Origin of the sequence: Paenibacillus sp. W4I10 (assembly GCF_030816325.1) — a bacterium.
GTDB lineage: Bacteria > Bacillota > Bacilli > Paenibacillales > Paenibacillaceae > Paenibacillus > Paenibacillus amylolyticus_B.
Genome location: NZ_JAUSXX010000001.1, coordinates 1,742,518 through 1,760,819, shown reverse-complemented (window position 1 = coordinate 1,760,819; position 18,302 = coordinate 1,742,518). Strand labels below are relative to the sequence as shown.

General features: G+C 43.0%; 13 protein-coding genes. 9 read left to right on the top strand and 4 right to left on the bottom strand.

Annotated elements, in window-relative coordinates; translation table 11 throughout:
• Positions 1 to 77: 77 nt before the first annotated feature.
• Positions 78 to 1,052 carry a helix-turn-helix transcriptional regulator gene (locus tag QF049_RS07890; protein ID WP_307536317.1) on the bottom strand — a complete coding sequence of 325 codons (975 nt, stop codon included), beginning with the start codon at positions 1,050 to 1,052 and terminating at the stop codon, positions 78 to 80.
• 104 nt (positions 1,053 to 1,156) lie between these two features.
• On the opposite strand from QF049_RS07890, the gene QF049_RS07885 reads away from it, so the two are divergent.
• Entirely contained in the window at positions 1,157 to 1,639 is a 483-nt protein-coding gene (locus QF049_RS07885; protein WP_307536315.1) for a GyrI-like domain-containing protein, read from the top strand.
• Between the two features lie 94 nt (positions 1,640 to 1,733).
• Here the strand turns inward: QF049_RS07885 and QF049_RS07880 are convergent, their stop codons facing one another.
• Genes QF049_RS07880 through QF049_RS07870 form a run of 3 tightly spaced genes read right to left on the bottom strand, consistent with a single transcriptional unit; the run spans position 1,734 to position 5,396 of the window.
• Positions 1,734 to 2,855: a Ger(x)C family spore germination protein gene (locus QF049_RS07880; protein WP_307536312.1), complete on the bottom strand. Its 1,122-nt coding sequence runs from the start codon at positions 2,853 to 2,855 to the stop codon at positions 1,734 to 1,736.
• Positions 2,852 to 3,940 carry a GerAB/ArcD/ProY family transporter gene (locus tag QF049_RS07875; RefSeq protein WP_307536310.1) on the bottom strand — a complete coding sequence of 363 codons (1,089 nt, stop codon included), beginning with the start codon at positions 3,938 to 3,940 and terminating at the stop codon, positions 2,852 to 2,854. The genes QF049_RS07880 and QF049_RS07875 overlap by 4 nt, the downstream gene beginning before the upstream one ends.
• Positions 3,933 to 5,396, bottom strand: a complete 1,464-nt coding sequence (locus QF049_RS07870; RefSeq protein ID WP_307536308.1) for a spore germination protein — start codon at positions 5,394 to 5,396, stop codon at positions 3,933 to 3,935. The genes QF049_RS07875 and QF049_RS07870 overlap by 8 nt, the downstream gene beginning before the upstream one ends.
• Before the next feature lie 232 nt (positions 5,397 to 5,628).
• On the opposite strand from QF049_RS07870, the gene QF049_RS07865 reads away from it, so the two are divergent.
• The 8 genes from QF049_RS07865 (at position 5,629) to QF049_RS07830 (ending at position 18,221) form a co-directional block, all read left to right on the top strand.
• Positions 5,629 to 7,926 (top strand): copper amine oxidase N-terminal domain-containing protein, encoded by a 2,298-nt coding sequence (locus QF049_RS07865; RefSeq protein WP_307536307.1) that lies wholly within the window; start codon positions 5,629 to 5,631, stop codon positions 7,924 to 7,926.
• Positions 7,927 to 8,042: 116 nt separating this feature from the next.
• The gene (locus tag QF049_RS07860; RefSeq protein ID WP_307536305.1) at positions 8,043 to 10,328 is read left to right on the top strand and encodes a preprotein translocase subunit SecA; all 2,286 of its coding nucleotides are present in this window, start codon (positions 8,043 to 8,045) and stop codon (positions 10,326 to 10,328) included.
• A 20-nt stretch (positions 10,329 to 10,348) separates the two neighbouring features.
• Entirely contained in the window at positions 10,349 to 11,104 is a 756-nt protein-coding gene (locus QF049_RS07855; RefSeq protein WP_307536304.1) for a class I SAM-dependent methyltransferase, read from the top strand.
• A 200-nt stretch (positions 11,105 to 11,304) separates the two neighbouring features.
• Positions 11,305 to 12,252, top strand: a complete 948-nt coding sequence (locus tag QF049_RS07850; RefSeq protein ID WP_307536301.1) for an ABC transporter permease — start codon at positions 11,305 to 11,307, stop codon at positions 12,250 to 12,252.
• Positions 12,253 to 12,265: 13 nt separating this feature from the next.
• Positions 12,266 to 13,135, top strand: coding sequence for a carbohydrate ABC transporter permease (locus QF049_RS07845; RefSeq protein ID WP_307536299.1), 870 nt, complete (start codon positions 12,266 to 12,268; stop codon positions 13,133 to 13,135).
• Between the two features lie 65 nt (positions 13,136 to 13,200).
• Positions 13,201 to 14,778: an extracellular solute-binding protein gene (locus tag QF049_RS07840; protein ID WP_307536297.1), complete on the top strand. Its 1,578-nt coding sequence runs from the start codon at positions 13,201 to 13,203 to the stop codon at positions 14,776 to 14,778.
• Between the two features lie 93 nt (positions 14,779 to 14,871).
• The gene (locus QF049_RS07835) at positions 14,872 to 16,611 is read left to right on the top strand and encodes a sensor histidine kinase (protein WP_307536295.1); all 1,740 of its coding nucleotides are present in this window, start codon (positions 14,872 to 14,874) and stop codon (positions 16,609 to 16,611) included.
• Positions 16,611 to 18,221 (top strand): response regulator transcription factor, encoded by a 1,611-nt coding sequence (locus QF049_RS07830; protein WP_047843079.1) that lies wholly within the window; start codon positions 16,611 to 16,613, stop codon positions 18,219 to 18,221. Before QF049_RS07835 ends, QF049_RS07830 begins: the two co-directional genes overlap by 1 nt.
• Positions 18,222 to 18,302: the final 81 nt, after the last annotated feature.

Below are 18,302 nucleotides of genomic sequence, written 5' to 3'. Positions count from 1 at the left end.
TTTTTCTTACTGAACGCCAGCCTGAATTCAGCTAAGACATTGTTAGGAAATGGAGAGACTGGGGAGGAGGGGGCTGCTCACTGCTTCATTTGGTATAAGCTTAATCTCTCTAGTACAGCATTCAGGACTTCTTCCGGAATCTCCTTGACCTTGATATCCTCACCTAGAAAAAGCAACCAATTCGTGATTTCGGTTAATTCTTCTAAGTTATGAACATTCATAAATGCTTTTAGGAGGGCCGTAGTTTGGTATGGATTTGTATAGGCAATTGAAAATTTTAAAGGATGGTATTTTTTGAATTGCGCAATTGCCTTTGGACCAAGTTCCAGGACAAGGTTGAAAACTTCCTCCTGCGTATTTCGTTTTAGTTGCTCTACAATCTTTTTTGTACTCAGTCTTTTTTTCGCCGGGTATGCTTCGACATGGATGAGGTTGTCAACGGATACGATTCGTCTTTTTTCTTCCTCCAAGTCAAAACCTTCAATGATCCAATGGCCTTTTTGATGATGAAGGTGCAAGAGAACGATGGGATAGGACTTTGTTTTCTTCTCTTCTTGGACAGAAACTAACAAATAACGTTCCATAAGCAGAATTTGGATGAGTTTTTCCAAGGTAGGGTGAGGCAGGTCTGACAGATCAAGCAAATCTGGATTATGGGGATTGGTCCCTTCAAAAAGCAATATTTGATTCAAATGCACAAGGTCATCTTGCTGATTTTCTGAGATAAGGCCCAATAATTTTTCAGCCAAAGATTGACGACTCTTCAGATAAGGAAGCTGTTGATTTCTTGTCGCCATAAAGGCAATGAATAACGCTTTGATTTCATTATCGGTAAAACGAACCGTGGGCAGGAGCGAGTTGTTCATGACAAAATAACCTCCGTCCCGCCCAACTTCAGCGACAAGTGGCATTCCCATGGCTTCAATTTCTCTGATATCTCGAATGGCTGTTGAACGAGAAATATTAAATTCTCGCATGATTTCAGAGATGGTAAAGTGTGCACGGTTATTGATATACCGCGTGATGATATTTATGCGTTCAACTTTTTTCATTGGGCCCCCTAAACAGTATCATATTCTGACATGATTTAAGGTTATTATAAACCTATCAAGTGAAAACACAAATCAATTGAAAATTTAAAGAGGACGGTGTAACCATGAGTAATTATCATTTCGAAGAAAAAGACAGCTTTATCGTTTTAGGTATTGGAACAGAGCTTAAAAGCGACTACACAGACTATGCTGGTATCAGCAAGGAGAAGGCGGATTTTTGGTCCACTGTGAAAGAGGATGGAAGCCTAGACACATTAAAGTCCATAGCTACTAATGACTATATTTTTGCTGTAAACGAAGCAGTCAATAACAAGATGATGCATTATGCTGGGGTCATGACAGAAGAATCTCTGCCAGAAGCAACGAGATTAATCCAATTTCCTAAGGGAGAATACCTTGTTGTGAAGGGAGAAGCAGAGACGGCTGATGCGCTCAGTAATATGCTTACTGGCATTGCCTTTGGTCAAGCCCTCCCCGTAGAAAAGGATTATGCCTATGTTGGCGGTCCGAATACAACAGTTGAAATGGGAGAGAAAAACGGTTTGGTATATGGTGAAATGTGGATTCCTGTTGTAAGGAATGGATAAGACGTGGAGATCTGAAAACTTTTGAGTTGAATATGAAGGAGAAAGCTCTCTTCCAAATGAAAGAGAGCTTTCCCAATTGCACGACAGCATGTTATTAATTTAAAACGCCACTTCCGACTATTGTAACCTTTACTTCCGGGTGAAAACGAACTTGGGCATATTGTTTATTCCAGTTTAGGCTTTTCCATAAGTCCGGGTGATGGGCAATTAAATGTCTGCCAATACCGAAGGAATCACAACCACTTTGCTGAAGTGTCTTGATAATTTGTTCTGCGTCCTGAGTCATGTCATCGGATAACTCGCTGTTCAGACGTTCAATCGTGTCTTTTTCCTGAAGATGATTCATTGCATACTCAACGACCGTTACTGGAAGTTCGATCTGAAGATTCACATCAATTTGGCTATCATTTGCCACCTTTACCGCGAGTTTGCGCTTAATTTGTTCGATATTCGCTTCGTAAGTGACATAGTTGCGCGGGTTGTTGGAAGGCCCCGGGTGAATCTTTTTGACAAAACGCGCCGCTTCATTCCATTTACCACTCATAATAATGTATAAAGGAGCCTGTTCGGTATTGAGACTGCCACTGAACCTTTGCCCATGAAACAAGGCGATTCCACGAGCATCAATTTCCTCTCCATCCTTATATAGATAAGGCAGTGTAAAATCCTGTCCCGGATCCAGCATGGGAGGGAGAAGAGTCTCTAACGTCATTTCAGGAAAAATACATAATTCCTCCAGACTCTTAATTTTTTTCGTAATAAAATCCCCAATCAATATGCTGCCAACTCTTTTTTGGTGTAACAAATCTCCGGCATCGCCATCCACAATCGCAACTTTCACATGTGAGGTCGGGTAATCCGGTTCCCGATATAAGACGTCCAGGTATGGGTAGATATCATTTTGTGCGAGTTTGTTTCCGTATAAGATCATCCCATATTTGAAAAACCGGATATCACCAGTCACTTTAGCGCGAATTCTATCCGTGCTTTGACGGACGGATCTCCCGGTGCCTGAATGGACTTCATTAACGCTGCTCCCTTGTTGACTCTCAAAATCATCGACAATTTCAAGCGTCTGTTTAATTTCACCCTCTGAGGTGATATCAAACGCCGAAGCATTAGCCAGTCTTGCATCTTTTAAACTATCCTGATCCCAGCATCCCGTCATCACCATGAGCAGGAACAGGGGGACAAGGATTTTTCCTCGTTTACTCATATCATCTTCTCTTTCCGTTTCATTATATAAGATAGGACCAACAACAACAGAGGCAGGATCATGAGAAAAAAGTATGCCGATCTGTTGGCAATCGTACTAATTAACTCAAGTTTTTCCTTCTGTTGTGGCAGATAGGCAATTACACAAGAAGCAAGAACGACATAAGGCACCGCTTTTTTATGGTGTTTTTGTTTGAAGAGATAACTTATACCATAGGATGCCGTATAGTAATAGCCACATATGGCCCCGAAAATTGAAATTAACCAGATAGGGAGGAACAGGAAATCCGCCCGATCCATTGTTCCGAGTGGGATAGAGCGGAGCAGATATATGACCGGTTCAGGCATTAAGTCAAGTTGCTGGGGGCTGAACGCCGTTGAACAAATGAACACGGTGAATGCATACAACACCACGACTACAGCACTTGCTGAAGCAACAGACTTGAGTTTGCCCCCGCTGCTACCTTCAACCATAGGAAACACAACGAGAAAAAATTCGAATCCGAACATAGCCATTAATGTTTCGGTTGATCCACTAATGATATTGGGCCATCCCGCTTCGGTTAAAGGCAAAATATATAACAGATTGATCTCCTTGAGTCCATAACTGATCAATACCATCATGGGCAAGACCAAAAAGGAGATGAGTACCAGTACTCGGGCAATGATTCGTAATTTTTGCCGAACCAAATAGATACTGCTGAACAAGAAGAGGGCTAATATAGCCCATCGAGGCGTATCCTGCAGCATCCAACGGTTAATCACACCGTAAGCGTTCACCAGAACAGAAGTGCCCATTAATAGGAAATATCCAACGTAGGCAATGATCAGCAACTTGCCAATCCATTTACCGGTAATCAGCGTTACAATGTGATAAATGGACGAACTCGGGAATCTTCGCATCAAAAGCCAGCACAACAGTATGACAAGTTGGATCAGGAACCCTCCAAGGAAAACAGAGATCCACCCACCTCCTTTAGAGATAAGGTGTATACGGTAAGGGAGGGACAAAATATCTATACCAATTTCAAATTTCAAAATGAGCAAGAATAATTGTCCCCGAGTGATTGTTGTTTCCTTATTCACGTTTTTTCCCACTCCTATAGAACTTCTGCTGATTCAGCCGCTGCGGGCGGGCATCATGAGGACGCTCGCGAAGCGCCCAGATGGGAAATCGAATCCATACATCCTTCATGTCAGCTAATCGGAAAGGGGCCACTGGAGCAAAATAAGGCGATCCGAAGTTTTCCATCTTACAGAGGTGAATGGTTAGAATCACCAGACCAAATGCGATGCCGATATATCCAAAAAGCGCCGCTCCAATCATCATTGGAAAGCGGAGAATACGTACTGCCGAACTCATCTCATGCGAAGGCACCAAAAACGACGAGATAGCGGTTAGTGAAACCACAATAATCATTGTATAGGATACAAGCCCCGCACGAACAATAGCATCTCCGATAACCAAACCGCCAACGATGCCGATGGTCTGGCCCACTCGGCTGGGAAGTCGGACTCCGGCTTCTCTTAATACTTCAAAGATCAGTTCAAGCAACATTGCCTCTACAAGTGCAGGAAAGGGGATGTTCTGCAATGATTTCTTGATTGTGTGTGCCAGCTCGATCGGTAAAATAGCGGAGTGAAAAGAGATGGTTGCAATATAAACAGCAGGTAATGTAAAAGCAATGACAAAACTCATCATGCGAATTAAACGTAAAAAGGAACTGACAATCCAGCGACCATGATAATCATCCGGACTTTGATAAAAAGCAAAAAACGTAACTGGAGCGATAAGAGCAGAAGGACTTCCTTCGGCAAGTATGGCGACACGTCCTTCCATCAAGTTGGCAATAACCCGGTCAGGTCTTTCTGTACTGAGCTGCTGGGGAAACAGAGAGAAGGGGTTATCCTCCACAAACTCTTCAATAAAACCTGGAGCAAGCACCATATCTGAAGATATGGATGTGATTCGCTCTTTTACTTCGTTCACCAACTCCGGATTGGCCAAGTCCTGAAGATATACAACTGCAATTTTGGTATGTGTCTTCTCGCCGACGTTAAAATATCGAACGATTAAGGATGGACTGATAATTTGTCTACGGATCAGATTCAAATTAACCGAAAGCTGCTCTACGAATCCATTGTGCGGCCCTCGAATAACGCCTTCGTTTTCCGGTTCGGTTGTGCTACGGACATACATTTTCTCGGTAGAGAGAATGTAAAACTCCGGGTGCCCGTCGATTATGTAAAGACATTTCCCTTGAATAAGTGAGACTATTCCACGTTGCAGATCCGTATCTTTTCGACTTTCTAATGTGGTGAACGATGGGTAGATTTCCGAATGAGCTTGGCCATTCAGTGCTGTTAATACATGTGTTTGAATGATCTCCTGATCTACAAGTGAATCGATATAGAGAAGCACACTCTGTACACCATTAAGTAGAAGCTGTTGTTGTTTCAAATCGTCAGTACAGTAGAGGGACTGTTCCACATAAGAAATATTCATTTTTAATTCAGAGAATGCCTGATTGGTTGGGGTCATTGATCCACCTCTTTATAAAATGCGACATGGATTATCTTGTGCAAAAGCAAGACTATTATTCAATAGGTGTTTCTTATTCAAAGAACTTATAACCAAACATTGAAAAAATAGTTGCACTAAAATCCATAATTTACAATTCAATTAGAAACTTTTTCCTAAATCTAGCGTCTAATACTATGACTTTTTGAGGGGTTATAAATTACTAGAGAGTAGAAGGAGCCAAAGACAACGCATGAATATGAAGAAGAAATTATCCATTTTTACCGCTTTAGCCGTTTTTCAAGCATTTGCAGTTGGTTCTGTGAACGCGCAATCAGCACCACAAGGGGATACTGCGTCAGTAAACACGGCCAATGTAGAATCAGTTGAAGTGTTAAAGCAAGAGCAGCCGATTGCAGAGCGTGAAGTGAAGACGGAGAGCAATAACAAATCTACCAATACTCCGCCCACTGAAGCCAAGGACACTCAAACCTCGACCGGTACTGAGGCAACACCTAAAACAGATAGTGAGAAACCTGCATTGGATGGGGGAGAGACCACTACAAACGAAACGGGTACAAAACCTGCAGTTCAAGAGGAAACACCTGAGGATGAAACGCCAGCTACACCTGCTCAAATAGAGCAACCATCCATTGATGGAACGTCTCCTGTAGCAGCAGGTGGGAATCTGACGTTGTACATGAATAGCAACAAAATGGAGCAGGATGGAAAAACGTATCTTGCTGGCCAGCCAATGGCTGTAAAAAACGGTGTATCCTATGTTGCAATCCGTGCGCTGGTTGACCGTGTGGGATACGGCGTCAAATATGATAACAAAACCAAGGAAACCATCATTATTAGTGGTGAGGATGAACTCCGATTCAAGACTAACAGCAAGGACTATACGGTAAATGGAGAGACCAGAACGATGAAAGGCCCTGCTTATCAGCAAAAAAGTACATTCATGGTGCCGTTAACTTCCATTACTCAAGCTCTGAACATCACCTATAAAGTGAATCAGTCGGCTAAAACGGTTGTGTTGAATCTTAATACAAAACCTGTTGCAAGCTTCATCATTTCTCAAAAGGAAATCTTTGCAGGAGATCAAGTGGACTACGTGACTTCTTCCAGTTCTCCAAATGGACTGGATATCGTTGACGAACGCTGGACTGGTCGCCAGGATTCATTTGATCAAGCAGGTACATATACGATTTCATATCAGGTTCAGGATTCCAATGGCCACTGGAGCGATCCCTATTCAACTACGATTGAGGTTATGAGTCCTAATCTTCCTCCTGTAGCCATGTTCGCCACGGATAAAGAACAGTATAAAATGGGCGAAAAAATAACATACACAGACCAAAGTACAGATGACGAAAATAATATTGATAAGGCGGTATGGGAGAACAATTCACTTGCGTTCTTTGAACCGGGTCCAAAAACGGTGACTCTTACGGTTACTGACAATCACGGCGCTACGAACACGTACTCCAAAGTCATTACCATAACCAATGAGACCTTATATTCATTTACCGATTTTAATTTACTCTTCACGCCAGTAGGACAGAAATTCACCTTTAACGGCGGCGAAGTGACTACGATGGAGAAAGTGCCTTATACGTACATGGATGAGCCAAGTTTGCTGATCCGCAGTAACAGTCCGGAAACTGTGAATACGGAAGGCATTGTATATAAAGAATCATCTTCGGGGCAGACCCGTTTCATGATTCACCACGTGAACAATACAGGCAAAAGAGTAAAAATGTATGTGATTGCAACCAATAACAATCCGAATCCAGCCGTATTTGAACAACAAAATATGGGATTTGCGGGACCTACACCGTATGCTACGGTAGCTGGGAAATTATCTATTGATAAATGGTTCAAGTCAATTCAGACTGGAGCGGATCAAAAGAAAGAGTACCTTCAACCTGGGGAAAGCAAATTGATTTTGACAGAACTTAATAAAACGCCGATGAAAGAAGGACAAGTCATCTCTCTCTATTCGGATGCATATAGTGATTATTCCTTGGACTATAACGTTATCCTGGTGGAAGAAAATAAAGATCCGTTCGAAGCCTTGCCATTGCTTCCCGTGCTTGATCGTGACGGCGTGCATAACCGGGGTACGTACCCGAACGCGACTCGCGTCATAAAGTACGATGAGCAAGTGGGAACCAAATCGGCCCGTCTGCCACTTGGTGACAATTCAAGCGATCCCAATCTGGTAGGAACAGATCCGATGGCTTACACAGACGCATCCAATGCGGGTAATTTCGGCGTATTGTACAAAATCACGCTGACCAATGTTGCACCGCGTACACTTATCTCCTTTAACCCTCGTGGAGGAAAGTACTCCGGAGTAGCGCTGGTGAACAACCAGTTGGTATCGATTGCTGAAGGTAACGTTGCCGTTGCCAATTCAAGTGAACAAAGCGTTCTTTACCGCACAGGGTTAACTGGAGAGAGCGTAACGATTCTATTCTCTGCCGCGCCAGGAAGCAACCTGCCGGTCAATCTGCTCTTCACACCGCTCCCATCGGAGAAGTAATGCAGTTGTCTCTTATAACGAATGGTTTGGTGGCACGTTAATCATCGACAGAAAAGACTCCATATGGAGTCTTTTCTTTTCACAACTTATTTCTACTAAGGAGGAATCAAATTCCGATGAATGTAGTCGTCAAGTTGATACGTGAATTCAAAGAGCGCGATACCCGGCGTTTGTTGAAAGATTATCGAGACAGAGTGGAGCTTATAAGGAAACGGAATTTGGAAGCTTGGGACGATCAGCACCTGCAAGCAGAATCTCTTCGGCTGCAAGAAGAAGCAAGATCAGGCATGCCTTTGGATGAGCTGCTTGTTGATGCTTATGCTTTAGTCTGCGAGGTTGCGAAGAGAACACTCGGATTACAACCTTACGATGTGCAGATTATGGCTGCTATTGCTTTGCACGAAAGATTTTTGATCGAGCAGCATACCGGTGAAGGAAAAACACTCTCTGCTGTTATGCCTGTTTATCTCAACGCATTGACAGGCAAAGGCGTTCATGTACTCACATTTAACGACTACTTGGCAAATCGAGATGCAGCGTGGATGGGCCCGATCTACCGTTTCCTCGGGTTAACGGTAAGCTCGGTTCAAGCGGGCATGAGCCTGTTAGAGAAACGGGAAGCTTACGCCAAGGACATAACCTATGTTACGGCTAAAGAAGCAGGGTTTGATTATTTGCGCGACACAATAGCATTCAATGAAGCCGATACCGTACACCGTCCTTTCCATTACGTCATCGTCGACGAAGCGGATTCATTGCTTCTTGATGAAGCGCGGGTGCCGCTAGTCATTAGTGGCGATTCGAGTGCTTCCAAGAGTGATGGCAATCTTTTCGCAGAAGTGGCCCGGCAGCTGCAGCCAGGAGAACACTACGATTTTGACGAGTTCCAGCGGAACGTTTACTTGAATGAAGCGGGTGCTGCGAAAGCGGAGTTGCTGCTGGGATGTGGCAATTTGTACGATAGCCATAACAGTCATTGGTTAACGTCATTGAATTGTGCGCTGCATGTGGAATCGTTATTAAAAAAAGACGTCGATTACATCGTCCGGGATGGTGCAATTGAACTAATCGAAGAACATACTGGCCGTGTGGCCGAGAACAGGTATTTGCCGGACGGGCTGCAAGCTGCGCTGGTGGCGAAAGAAGGATTGCAGTGGAAGGCTGGCGGGAGAATTCTCGGCACGATCACGATTCAACATTTCATTAGCCTGTATTCGGGAATCTGCGGAATGACGGCTACGGCGCACGCTTCAGCACTGGAATTCGAGGATATCTATGCGTTGCAGGTCGTTCAAATTCCACCGAACCAGCCAAACATACGGATCGACCACAAGCACCGAATATACACCCATAAGGAAGCCAAATATAAGGCACTTGTACAAGAAATCTCTTCCGTTCATAGGGTGGGACGTCCCATTCTTATTGGTACGTCAAGCGTTGAGGAGTCTGATATGCTGGCGGAGGCGCTTGCCGCTGCTAGCGTACCTTGCCAGGTTCTGAATGCAAAAAACGATGCGAGAGAAGCCGAAATCATCGCTAAAGCGGGAGAAATAGGCGCGGTAACGGTATCTACGAATATGGCAGGGCGCGGCGTCGACATTCGTCTTGGCGGTGGTAATCCTGCTCAGGCAGAAGTGGTTGCCAAGCTAGGCGGACTATATGTAATAGGTACACATGTGAATGAAAGCATGCGAATAGATAACCAGCTGCGCGGGCGTTCTGGCCGCCAAGGTGACCCGGGAGCTTCCGTATTTTATATAAGCCTGGAAGACGAGTTGATGCTTCGCTTTGGCATTCATAAACTGTTTCGCGCTCCAAATCAAGACGAGGTTCTTAATGATCCGGCGCTCCGCAGCAAAATCGAGCATATTCAGCGCGTTATTATAGGTCAAAACTTCGATATTCAGCGGGAATTGAACTGTTATTCGGATATGGTGGAGGATCAGAGGCGAATTCTATATGAAGAAAGGCTCGGGATTTTGAAAGCTGAGAGACTGATGAGTCCATCGGAGCAGCGCGTACGGCTTTTTTATATCGACGAGTTCTGGGCTGACCATCTGGCATTCGTTTCTTACATTCGTGAAAGCATCCATCTCGAGAGCATTACCAGTCGCAACCCAATCGACGAGTTTCATACGCAAATCACCCAAGCATTCGAGCAAATTCCGGCTAAAATAGATCATGAATCGGCGAATATGCTTAGAAAACTCGGAGGTTCGAATGATCCCGAGAAATGGGAACTGTTCGGTCTGAAGAGTCCTATTTCGACTCGGACTTATATGATCAACGATCAATACAGCCAAGATAAGCGCAGTTCATGGACCGGAACGACGGTATTTGCTTTTTGGGGCAGTAAGATTTTGAAGCTGTTACTGAAGCCAGTATATAGGATGTCAAAATAGTGATGGGAGCGTGACGATCGATGAACAATAGAGAACGGTTTTCGAGCCGGGTCGATTCTTATTTGAAATACCGCCCGAGTTATCCAAAAGAGGCTATTGACTATTTGTACGACATCGTTGGTTTACGTGTGAACAGTAATATAGCAGACATCGGTTCAGGTACTGGCATCATCTCAAAACTACTTCTGGAACGCGGAAGCTATGTAGTCGCAGTCGAGCCAAATCAGGCAATGCGGGAAGCCGCCGAGCAAACTTTAATAAACAGTTCGAAATTTCAGAGTACATCAGGTTCTGCTGAATCTACTGGATTACCTGATCAGTCGGTTGATTTTATTGTCTGCGCTCAGGCATTTCATTGGTTCGATCGCTCCGCAGCCCAGATCGAGTTTCGCAGAATTCTACAGCCGGGCGGGAAAGTAATACTGATCTGGAATTCTCGTCTTACTAACGGTACTCCATTTCGTGAAGAGTACAATCAACTGCTCCATACATATGGAACCGACTACAATAAAGTTAATCATAAAAATATTTCTCAGGCGATACTGCTCTCTTTTTTCAAGGAAGGTTCAATGCATGAAATGCGATTCAAAATGAGTCAGGAGTTCGATTTTGAGGGATTGAAAGGCCGGTTGTTATCATCTTCTTACAGCCCTGTACCCGGGCATGCAAATTACGATCCAATGATGACAGAACTACGGAATTTATTTGATAAAAATAATCAAAATGGTCTTGTTGAATTCGATTATGAAACTGAGATTTTTTGGGGAGAAGTATAAATAAGGCATTTGAAAGTCGCTATTATAGCGGCTTTTTTTTATTTTAGTGGAACAAGTTTTTGTCTCACTTGCCGGGATCAGCTGTTGGAACGAGCCAAAGCACACTTCCTTAAAATCTTATAAGAAATTCTTGATATTTCAGAAATTTATCCGATAGGCGGGTGCTATTATACAAATACAAACAAAGACGAGGTGATGAAATGCAAGCAAAATTGGCAGCGGACGCCGTTCCCATCTCCACAAAGCGAAAGTCATGGATAAGGACGATAAAAAAGCACAAAGTGATGTATGCTCTCTTATTACCAGCCTTAATTTATTTTGCGGTATTCAAATACATTCCTATGGCGGGAATCATGATTGCTTTTAAAAACTACAACCTGGCTTTGGGACTATGGGATAGCCCCTGGGTGGGATTCAAAAATTTTACGGATTTTATGAACGGCGTTTATTTCTGGGACATCATGAAAAATACGATCATCATTTCGCTTTATAAGCTATTGTTCGGTTTCTCCGCGCCTATCGTACTTGCTTTACTCCTCAATGAAGTGTATAGCCAATGGTTTAAGAAAATCGTACAGACAATAACTTATTTACCTCATTTTCTATCATGGGTCATTGTGTATGGAATTATGGTAGCCTTACTAGCCCCAGGCGATGGTCTCTTTAACATGATCTTGAAGGATTTTGGTGTTGAACCCATCTCGTTTCTAACGGAACCTGCCTGGGGTAGAATGCTGATCATCTTATCTGAAGTATGGAAGGATATTGGATGGGGGGCGATTTTGTACCTTGCCGCCTTGGCAGGAATCGATCCAAGCTTATATGAAGCGGCTCGAATGGATGGCGCATCCAAATGGAGACAGCTCTGGCATATCACGTTACCTGGCATTCGAGGAGTCATTATTCTGATGCTGATTCTTAAATTAAGCCATATCCTGGATGCGGGTTTTGACCAAATATTCATGTTTGCCAACACCTTTAACCAGGAGAAGATCGATATTATCGACACATGGGTATACCGTGAAGGGTTGGAGCGTCTTAAGATTGGCTTGGCTACTGCTGTAGGATTGTTTAAAGCTGTCATCGGATTTGCTTTAGTGTTGGCAGCGAACAAGCTCGCCAAAAAATTCGATGGGCAAATTTGGTGAGGTGGTCTATAGTATGATCCATTTGACAATCGGGGAAAAAGTCTGGCAAACCGTCGTTTATGTAATTCTTATTTTATTATCCCTACTGTGCGTGCTACCCTTTCTATATGTGGTTGCTGTCTCCGTAACGCCAGAATCGGAAGTATTAAGAAGAGGGATTGTGATTATACCAGAATCCTTTACCTTTCTGGCCTATAAAGAAGTATTCATCTCGCATGGGATCTGGCAGGCGTATAAAATTACGTTGTTTCGAACGATTTTAGGCACTGCGTTAAATGTGTTTTTTACGGTGATTGCGGCCTACCCGTTATCCAAAAAATATTTACCCGGAAGAAGTCCGTTTTTACTCTTCATTGTGTTTACCATGATGTTCAGTGGGGGATTAATTCCGACATATTTACTAATCCGCTCTCTGGGATTGTTAAACAGTCCTTGGGTATTGATTATTCCAAATCTCATTAGTGCATTTAATCTGGTGATTATCAAAGGTTTTTTTGAGCAATTACCTGGTGAAATCGAGGAATCAGCGAGGGTAGACGGTGCCAGTGAACTTCAGACGTTATGGCGGATCATTTTACCCCTGTCCTTACCCGTCCTTTCCACCATTTCTTTATTTTACGCAGTCGGGCATTGGAACAGTTATTTTGATGCCATTGTTTATATCAATGATTCCAACTACATGCCACTTCAAGTGATTTTGCGCAACATCCTGCTTAACGTCGCAACTCAAAGCGCTGATTCGCTCGCCAATTCCGGGGCTGTCAGTACGTTCGCTGTGCAGATGGCTACAGTTGTTGTAACTACAGTCCCGATATTGATCGTTTATCCATTTTTGCAAAAGCATTTTACCAAAGGTGTACTCCTGGGATCCGTTAAAGGATAAAAGGTGTTCCAACCTAACTTATTACGGGGAAACCGTGATAATATACAAGCAAAGGAGAGGTCAATATGCAGCGTAAAAAGATTTCATTTGCTATTCTGTCGGCAATCTTAGGACTTGGAACGCTTTTGTCAGGATGTGGGGGAAATGAAGAAGTTAAATCGACAACTTCGAGTAATTCGCAAGGCCAGTTTGCAACCAAAATGAAAATCTCAATGTTTAACCAAGGTACTTTTAATGCTGCTGCTCCCGTACCTCCACGTGATGAAGATATTCAACGCCAAATGTTGGAAGAAGAGATGAACATCGACTTGGAGATGATGATTCCTCAAGCGGGTCAAGCAACAACCAAACTGAATACACTCATTGCAGGCGGGGATATTCCAGACTTGATCTTCTTGAAGAGCCGTGCTGATCTCGCGCAATATTACGACCAAGGTGTTCTTGCGGATTTGACACCGTATATGGACCAATTCCCTGAACTACAGAAACGGTTTGGCACCGACTCCTGGGAGGCGATGTCCTATCAAGGTAAAACCATTGGAGTTCCAGGCTATGATAATGTAAACGGTATCAGTCGAAGCTTCTTCATCCGTAACGATTGGCTGAAAAAGCTGAATATGGAAGTACCAACGACACCTGATGAGTTGTTCGAAGTTATGAAAGCCTTTACAGAGAAAGATCCGGACGGGAATGGTAAAAACGATACGTACGGATTCATCGGCGGTATGAATAAAGAAGGCAATCTACAAACCTACGGCTTTGATAGCTTGATGTGGATGTTTGGCGTCAATCCTCCTTCGGCCGTTGAGATAAAAGATAATGAACCGGTATTTCTATTTATCGATCCCAAAATGAAAGAGGCGCTTGCTTACATTAATAAAATGATGGCAGCCAAGGTGGTTGACCCGGACTGGGTGACGATGAATTCGCCTGATCTGTTGGACCAAAAGATGTTTAAGGGTAAAGTTGGCTTCATGATCAGAGATGCTCGCAGGCTTGAACCGGATTATCAGCAAAAAATGAAAGAAATTAGTGGAGAGGTGCCGGAATGGATCGTTATTCCTCCGATGAAAGGCCCTTACGGGGATCAAATTGTAGAGAGAAAATCGTTCCAGGGCAATTCATGGGCCATATCCGCAAAAGCGGACGAGGATAAAATTATTCGGATCTTGTCCATGCTGAATTATCTCTTTACGGATGAAGAAGCTTATCCAAACTTTGCATACGGAATCAAAGGCATCCATTGGGATGTCGTAGAGGGCAAGATCAAAAATAAAACCTCCGAGTTATCAAAGGAAATGAAAGAAAAGTACCTGTGGGTTGATCATTATAGAATGCCACGCCGTGGTGATGATGCGGAGTACTTCAGCTTCCAGAATCCGAAGACGGCGGAAGCTTTCAAGGACAATCAGCAATATGTGGGGCCAACGTTGCCCGGAAATTTATTGACCCCTGACCCAAGCGATACCTTGGATGCTGACCGCACTCGTTTCATTAATGAAAGCTTGGTTAAATTTATGACGGGCAAAGAGCCTCTTTCCAACTGGGACAATTTCCTCCAGATGCTGGACACCAAGTTTGACATGCAGAAATATAAGGAAACAGCAATCAAACAATTTAAAGAAGCCGGCCTTATCAAGTAAAAATAAACGAAGAGAGAGTGGCTATTCGTAGCCCCTCTCTTTATTCGCATATGCTATTCTTAGTTTAAAACGGAACTAAAAGGAAGATGATGGATGCGAAGAAGAATCAGCTTGCCTTTAAAATTATTTTTTATCGTGTTTGCCTTTGTATTAGGCTGCATCATCTTGATAAGCCAATTGTCTTATCGCTATGTTCAAAAGGAAATAAGAACCAATGACATTTTTTACACCAATCAAATACTAGACAAGGTAGACCAGTATTTCACCGTTAATTTTTCCTCCTTCCAGACGATTCTCTTCTCAGTTGAAACATCAGTGAAAGCCAACATTAACAATACCGAAGTGATTAAAAAGCAATTAAGGGAGCTGTATGAACTCAACAGTATTTATGTCAGTAATATTTATTTGATCAAAAGCGATTTATCCATTCTGGGTGGAAGTACACCTACTCGAATATTCGATGAACCTTTATCGGAAAGAGCACCTTTATTTGATGCGGCTGACAAGAATAGAAGGACTACCTTTGTTAGTGAACCTTACAAATCGAAGTATTCCGGCTGGACCGTTACGATGGTTCGATATCTGAACGGTGCTCCGTCTCCTATGGCCATTGCGGTTGATTTGGATCTAAATGCCATTGAAGAAACCTTGTTCAAGATTAATAAACAGGAACAAATGAATCTGGCTCTGATCACTGCGTCAGGTAAGATCATTGCCGGATTTTCTGAAAATAAAGGACCTCTGAATATCCAAGATCATTCTTTTTCGATCGGAGAGACGTCAGCGGAAGAAATTCTGGATACAACAGAAACAAACCTTCAACTGTATACCAACGATGGCACTCCGGTCTCCCTTTTGAAAAAACCAACGGAGAAATTCAACTGGACCATCATCTCGATCAACGATGAATCACGCTTAAAAGCAGCGTTATCCAGATTGGAAACCTATTATCTCGAGCTTCTCGCTGCAGGTCTTCTTTTAAGTTTGTTCATTTCTTTTTTGGTTGCCAAATATATAAGAAAACCACTCTATACGCTCAAAACAAAAATGAAGCAGGTGGAACAAGGTATCCTCACAACGACAATAACGATTAATCGAAACGATGAGTTTGGCGATCTTTCACGAGCATTCGATCGTATGCTTCAGCAGATTGTTGAACTGATTCGCCGAGCCGAGCTTCATAATGAACTTGAGCGGAAGTTGGAAATCCAGGTGTTACAGTCTCAAATTAACCCTCATTTTCTGTATAACACACTTGGTTCGATCAGCAATGTAATACGTCTCGGACAAATAGAGAAAGTAGATGTCGTGATCGGGTCGCTTATTTCATTATTGGAGTACGGGATAGATGATGCTTCTGAGAAGGTTTCCCTACGCCAGGAATTACGCAATGTAGCGGACTATATCGAGATCCAGAACATTCGGTATAACCGAAACTTCCACTTGATTGAAAATATCGAAGCAGGACTGATGGATTTTCCAGTTTTCCGAATGCTGTTACAGCCCCTTGTGGAGAATAGTATCTTCCATGGTTATAACGGAGGGGGAATTGAGGGCCCTATTACGATTCATGCGTACAGGGAGGACGGCATCGTCATCATCGAAGTTATTGATCAAGGTGAGGGAATTCCAGCTGATAAAATAAAACATATTTTAATCTCAGAACCGAGTGAAGAGGAAGTAAAAAGGAAAAGAATCGGGCTGAACAATATTCATGGTCGAATAAGACTTCACTACGGAGATCAATTCGGACTGCAAATCATTAGCATACCTAAGGAAATAACCCGTATACGCGCTGTATTCCCGGCAGAATTGCCAAAAGGAGATGCATAATGGGGAGAGACTATACCTGCTTCATTGTTGACGATGAAGACCTGATCATTCAAAGATTGGAATTGTTTTTTAATGAACTCTCTCATAGGGATAGACGTTTTGTTCTAGTGGGCAAAGCGAATAATGGGCTGAATGGGATCGAGGAGATCATAAAACTTAAACCGGATATCGTCATATCCGATATTGTAATGCCTCGAATGGACGGAATCTCCATGATTGAGCAGCTAAAGGCGGAGCTCCCCCATACCCAATACATACTGCTGACCGCCTATTCATCCTTCGAATACGCTCAGCGGGCGATTCAAGCCAACGTATTGGAGTACATTGTAAAGGTTCCGCTGAGGGAAGCCGATTTGAATCGAGCGTTGGATAAGGCAGCCGGAATTTTAAATGAGTTTGAGAAAAAAGAAGCGGAATTTCACTCGTTAAACGTATCCGTGCTTGAAAATAAATACAGAGTCCGCAAGCAATTTTTTAACGAATTGATCCGAGGTGAAATTCCTTCTCATCGGGCATCGGATTTTGCCAATCGCATGCAGTTTCATTTCTTTCAAGCCAACTATTGCTGCTTCATCGTTGAGATGAATACGTATGAAAGTTTCCGAAACGAATACGCGGCCGCAGATCAAAACATCTTGAAGTATGCGATAACAAATATCATCGAAGAAACAGTGATGAATGGTAGCAGTGGGGTAGCTGCGGATCTGTCCGATAATCGTTTTATTGGCTTTTTATCCTGGGAAAATAACCGCAGTGATATGGAAACGGAATATGCTTGCCTATCTTTGGGAGGGCAGATCATCTCTCATTTGCATCAATATTTGAATAAAAGGGTGTCTGTCGCTTTTGGAAGTCCGCACCGAGGCTGGGAATCGATCAAACAGGCGTACACGGAAGCTAAAAATGTGAGTGAGGATTTCTATTATCATACCGAGAAAGTCGTAAAAACACCGATGCATCGGTTCCAATACCATAATGACAAAAAAGCAGATTTCCAACAGAAGCTGGCTGATTTTCTTATACGCCTGAAGAGGAAGATTTCCAAGGAAGAGTTGGACAATGCACTTGCCGATCTGTCGCAATTTGTTACGGACCATAAAATCCACAAGTCCATCATGGCGCCAATGATTAGAGATTTGTACAGAGACATTACCGTGAAATTTAAATCGGGGAATAAGATGGCCACGGAAGTTCCAGACTTCCCCATGGAATTTATGGCTTTTCAGGAGCAACTCGCCTATATTGGCGACTTCACATTCGAATACGTGCATGCGGGCCAACTATTACATCGTGCAGAAATTATGAGTGCAATGCATTATATAGAGACAAACCTGAAACAACGTTTAACGTTGGAGGCAATTGCCGAGGAAGTGAATTTAGCACCATCGTATTTTAGCAGCTTATTCAAAAAAACAATGAACGAAGGCGTGATCAGCTACATCAACCGTAAAAAAATCCATCTCGCCCTCGAGTTGTTAAACGTTCGAGATTATTCTTTATTGGAATTGTGCGAGGAAGTAGGCATCGTCAATGAAGGGTACTTTTGCAAACTTTTTAAAGAATATACGGGGGATACACCTAAGCAATATCGGATAAAAATGACACGGTAGAAATCCTAATAAGGATGCAAAAAAAATGTATGATTTTTTCGCGAAATCCTGTAAAAAAAAAGGTGCCAAAACCATTACCAT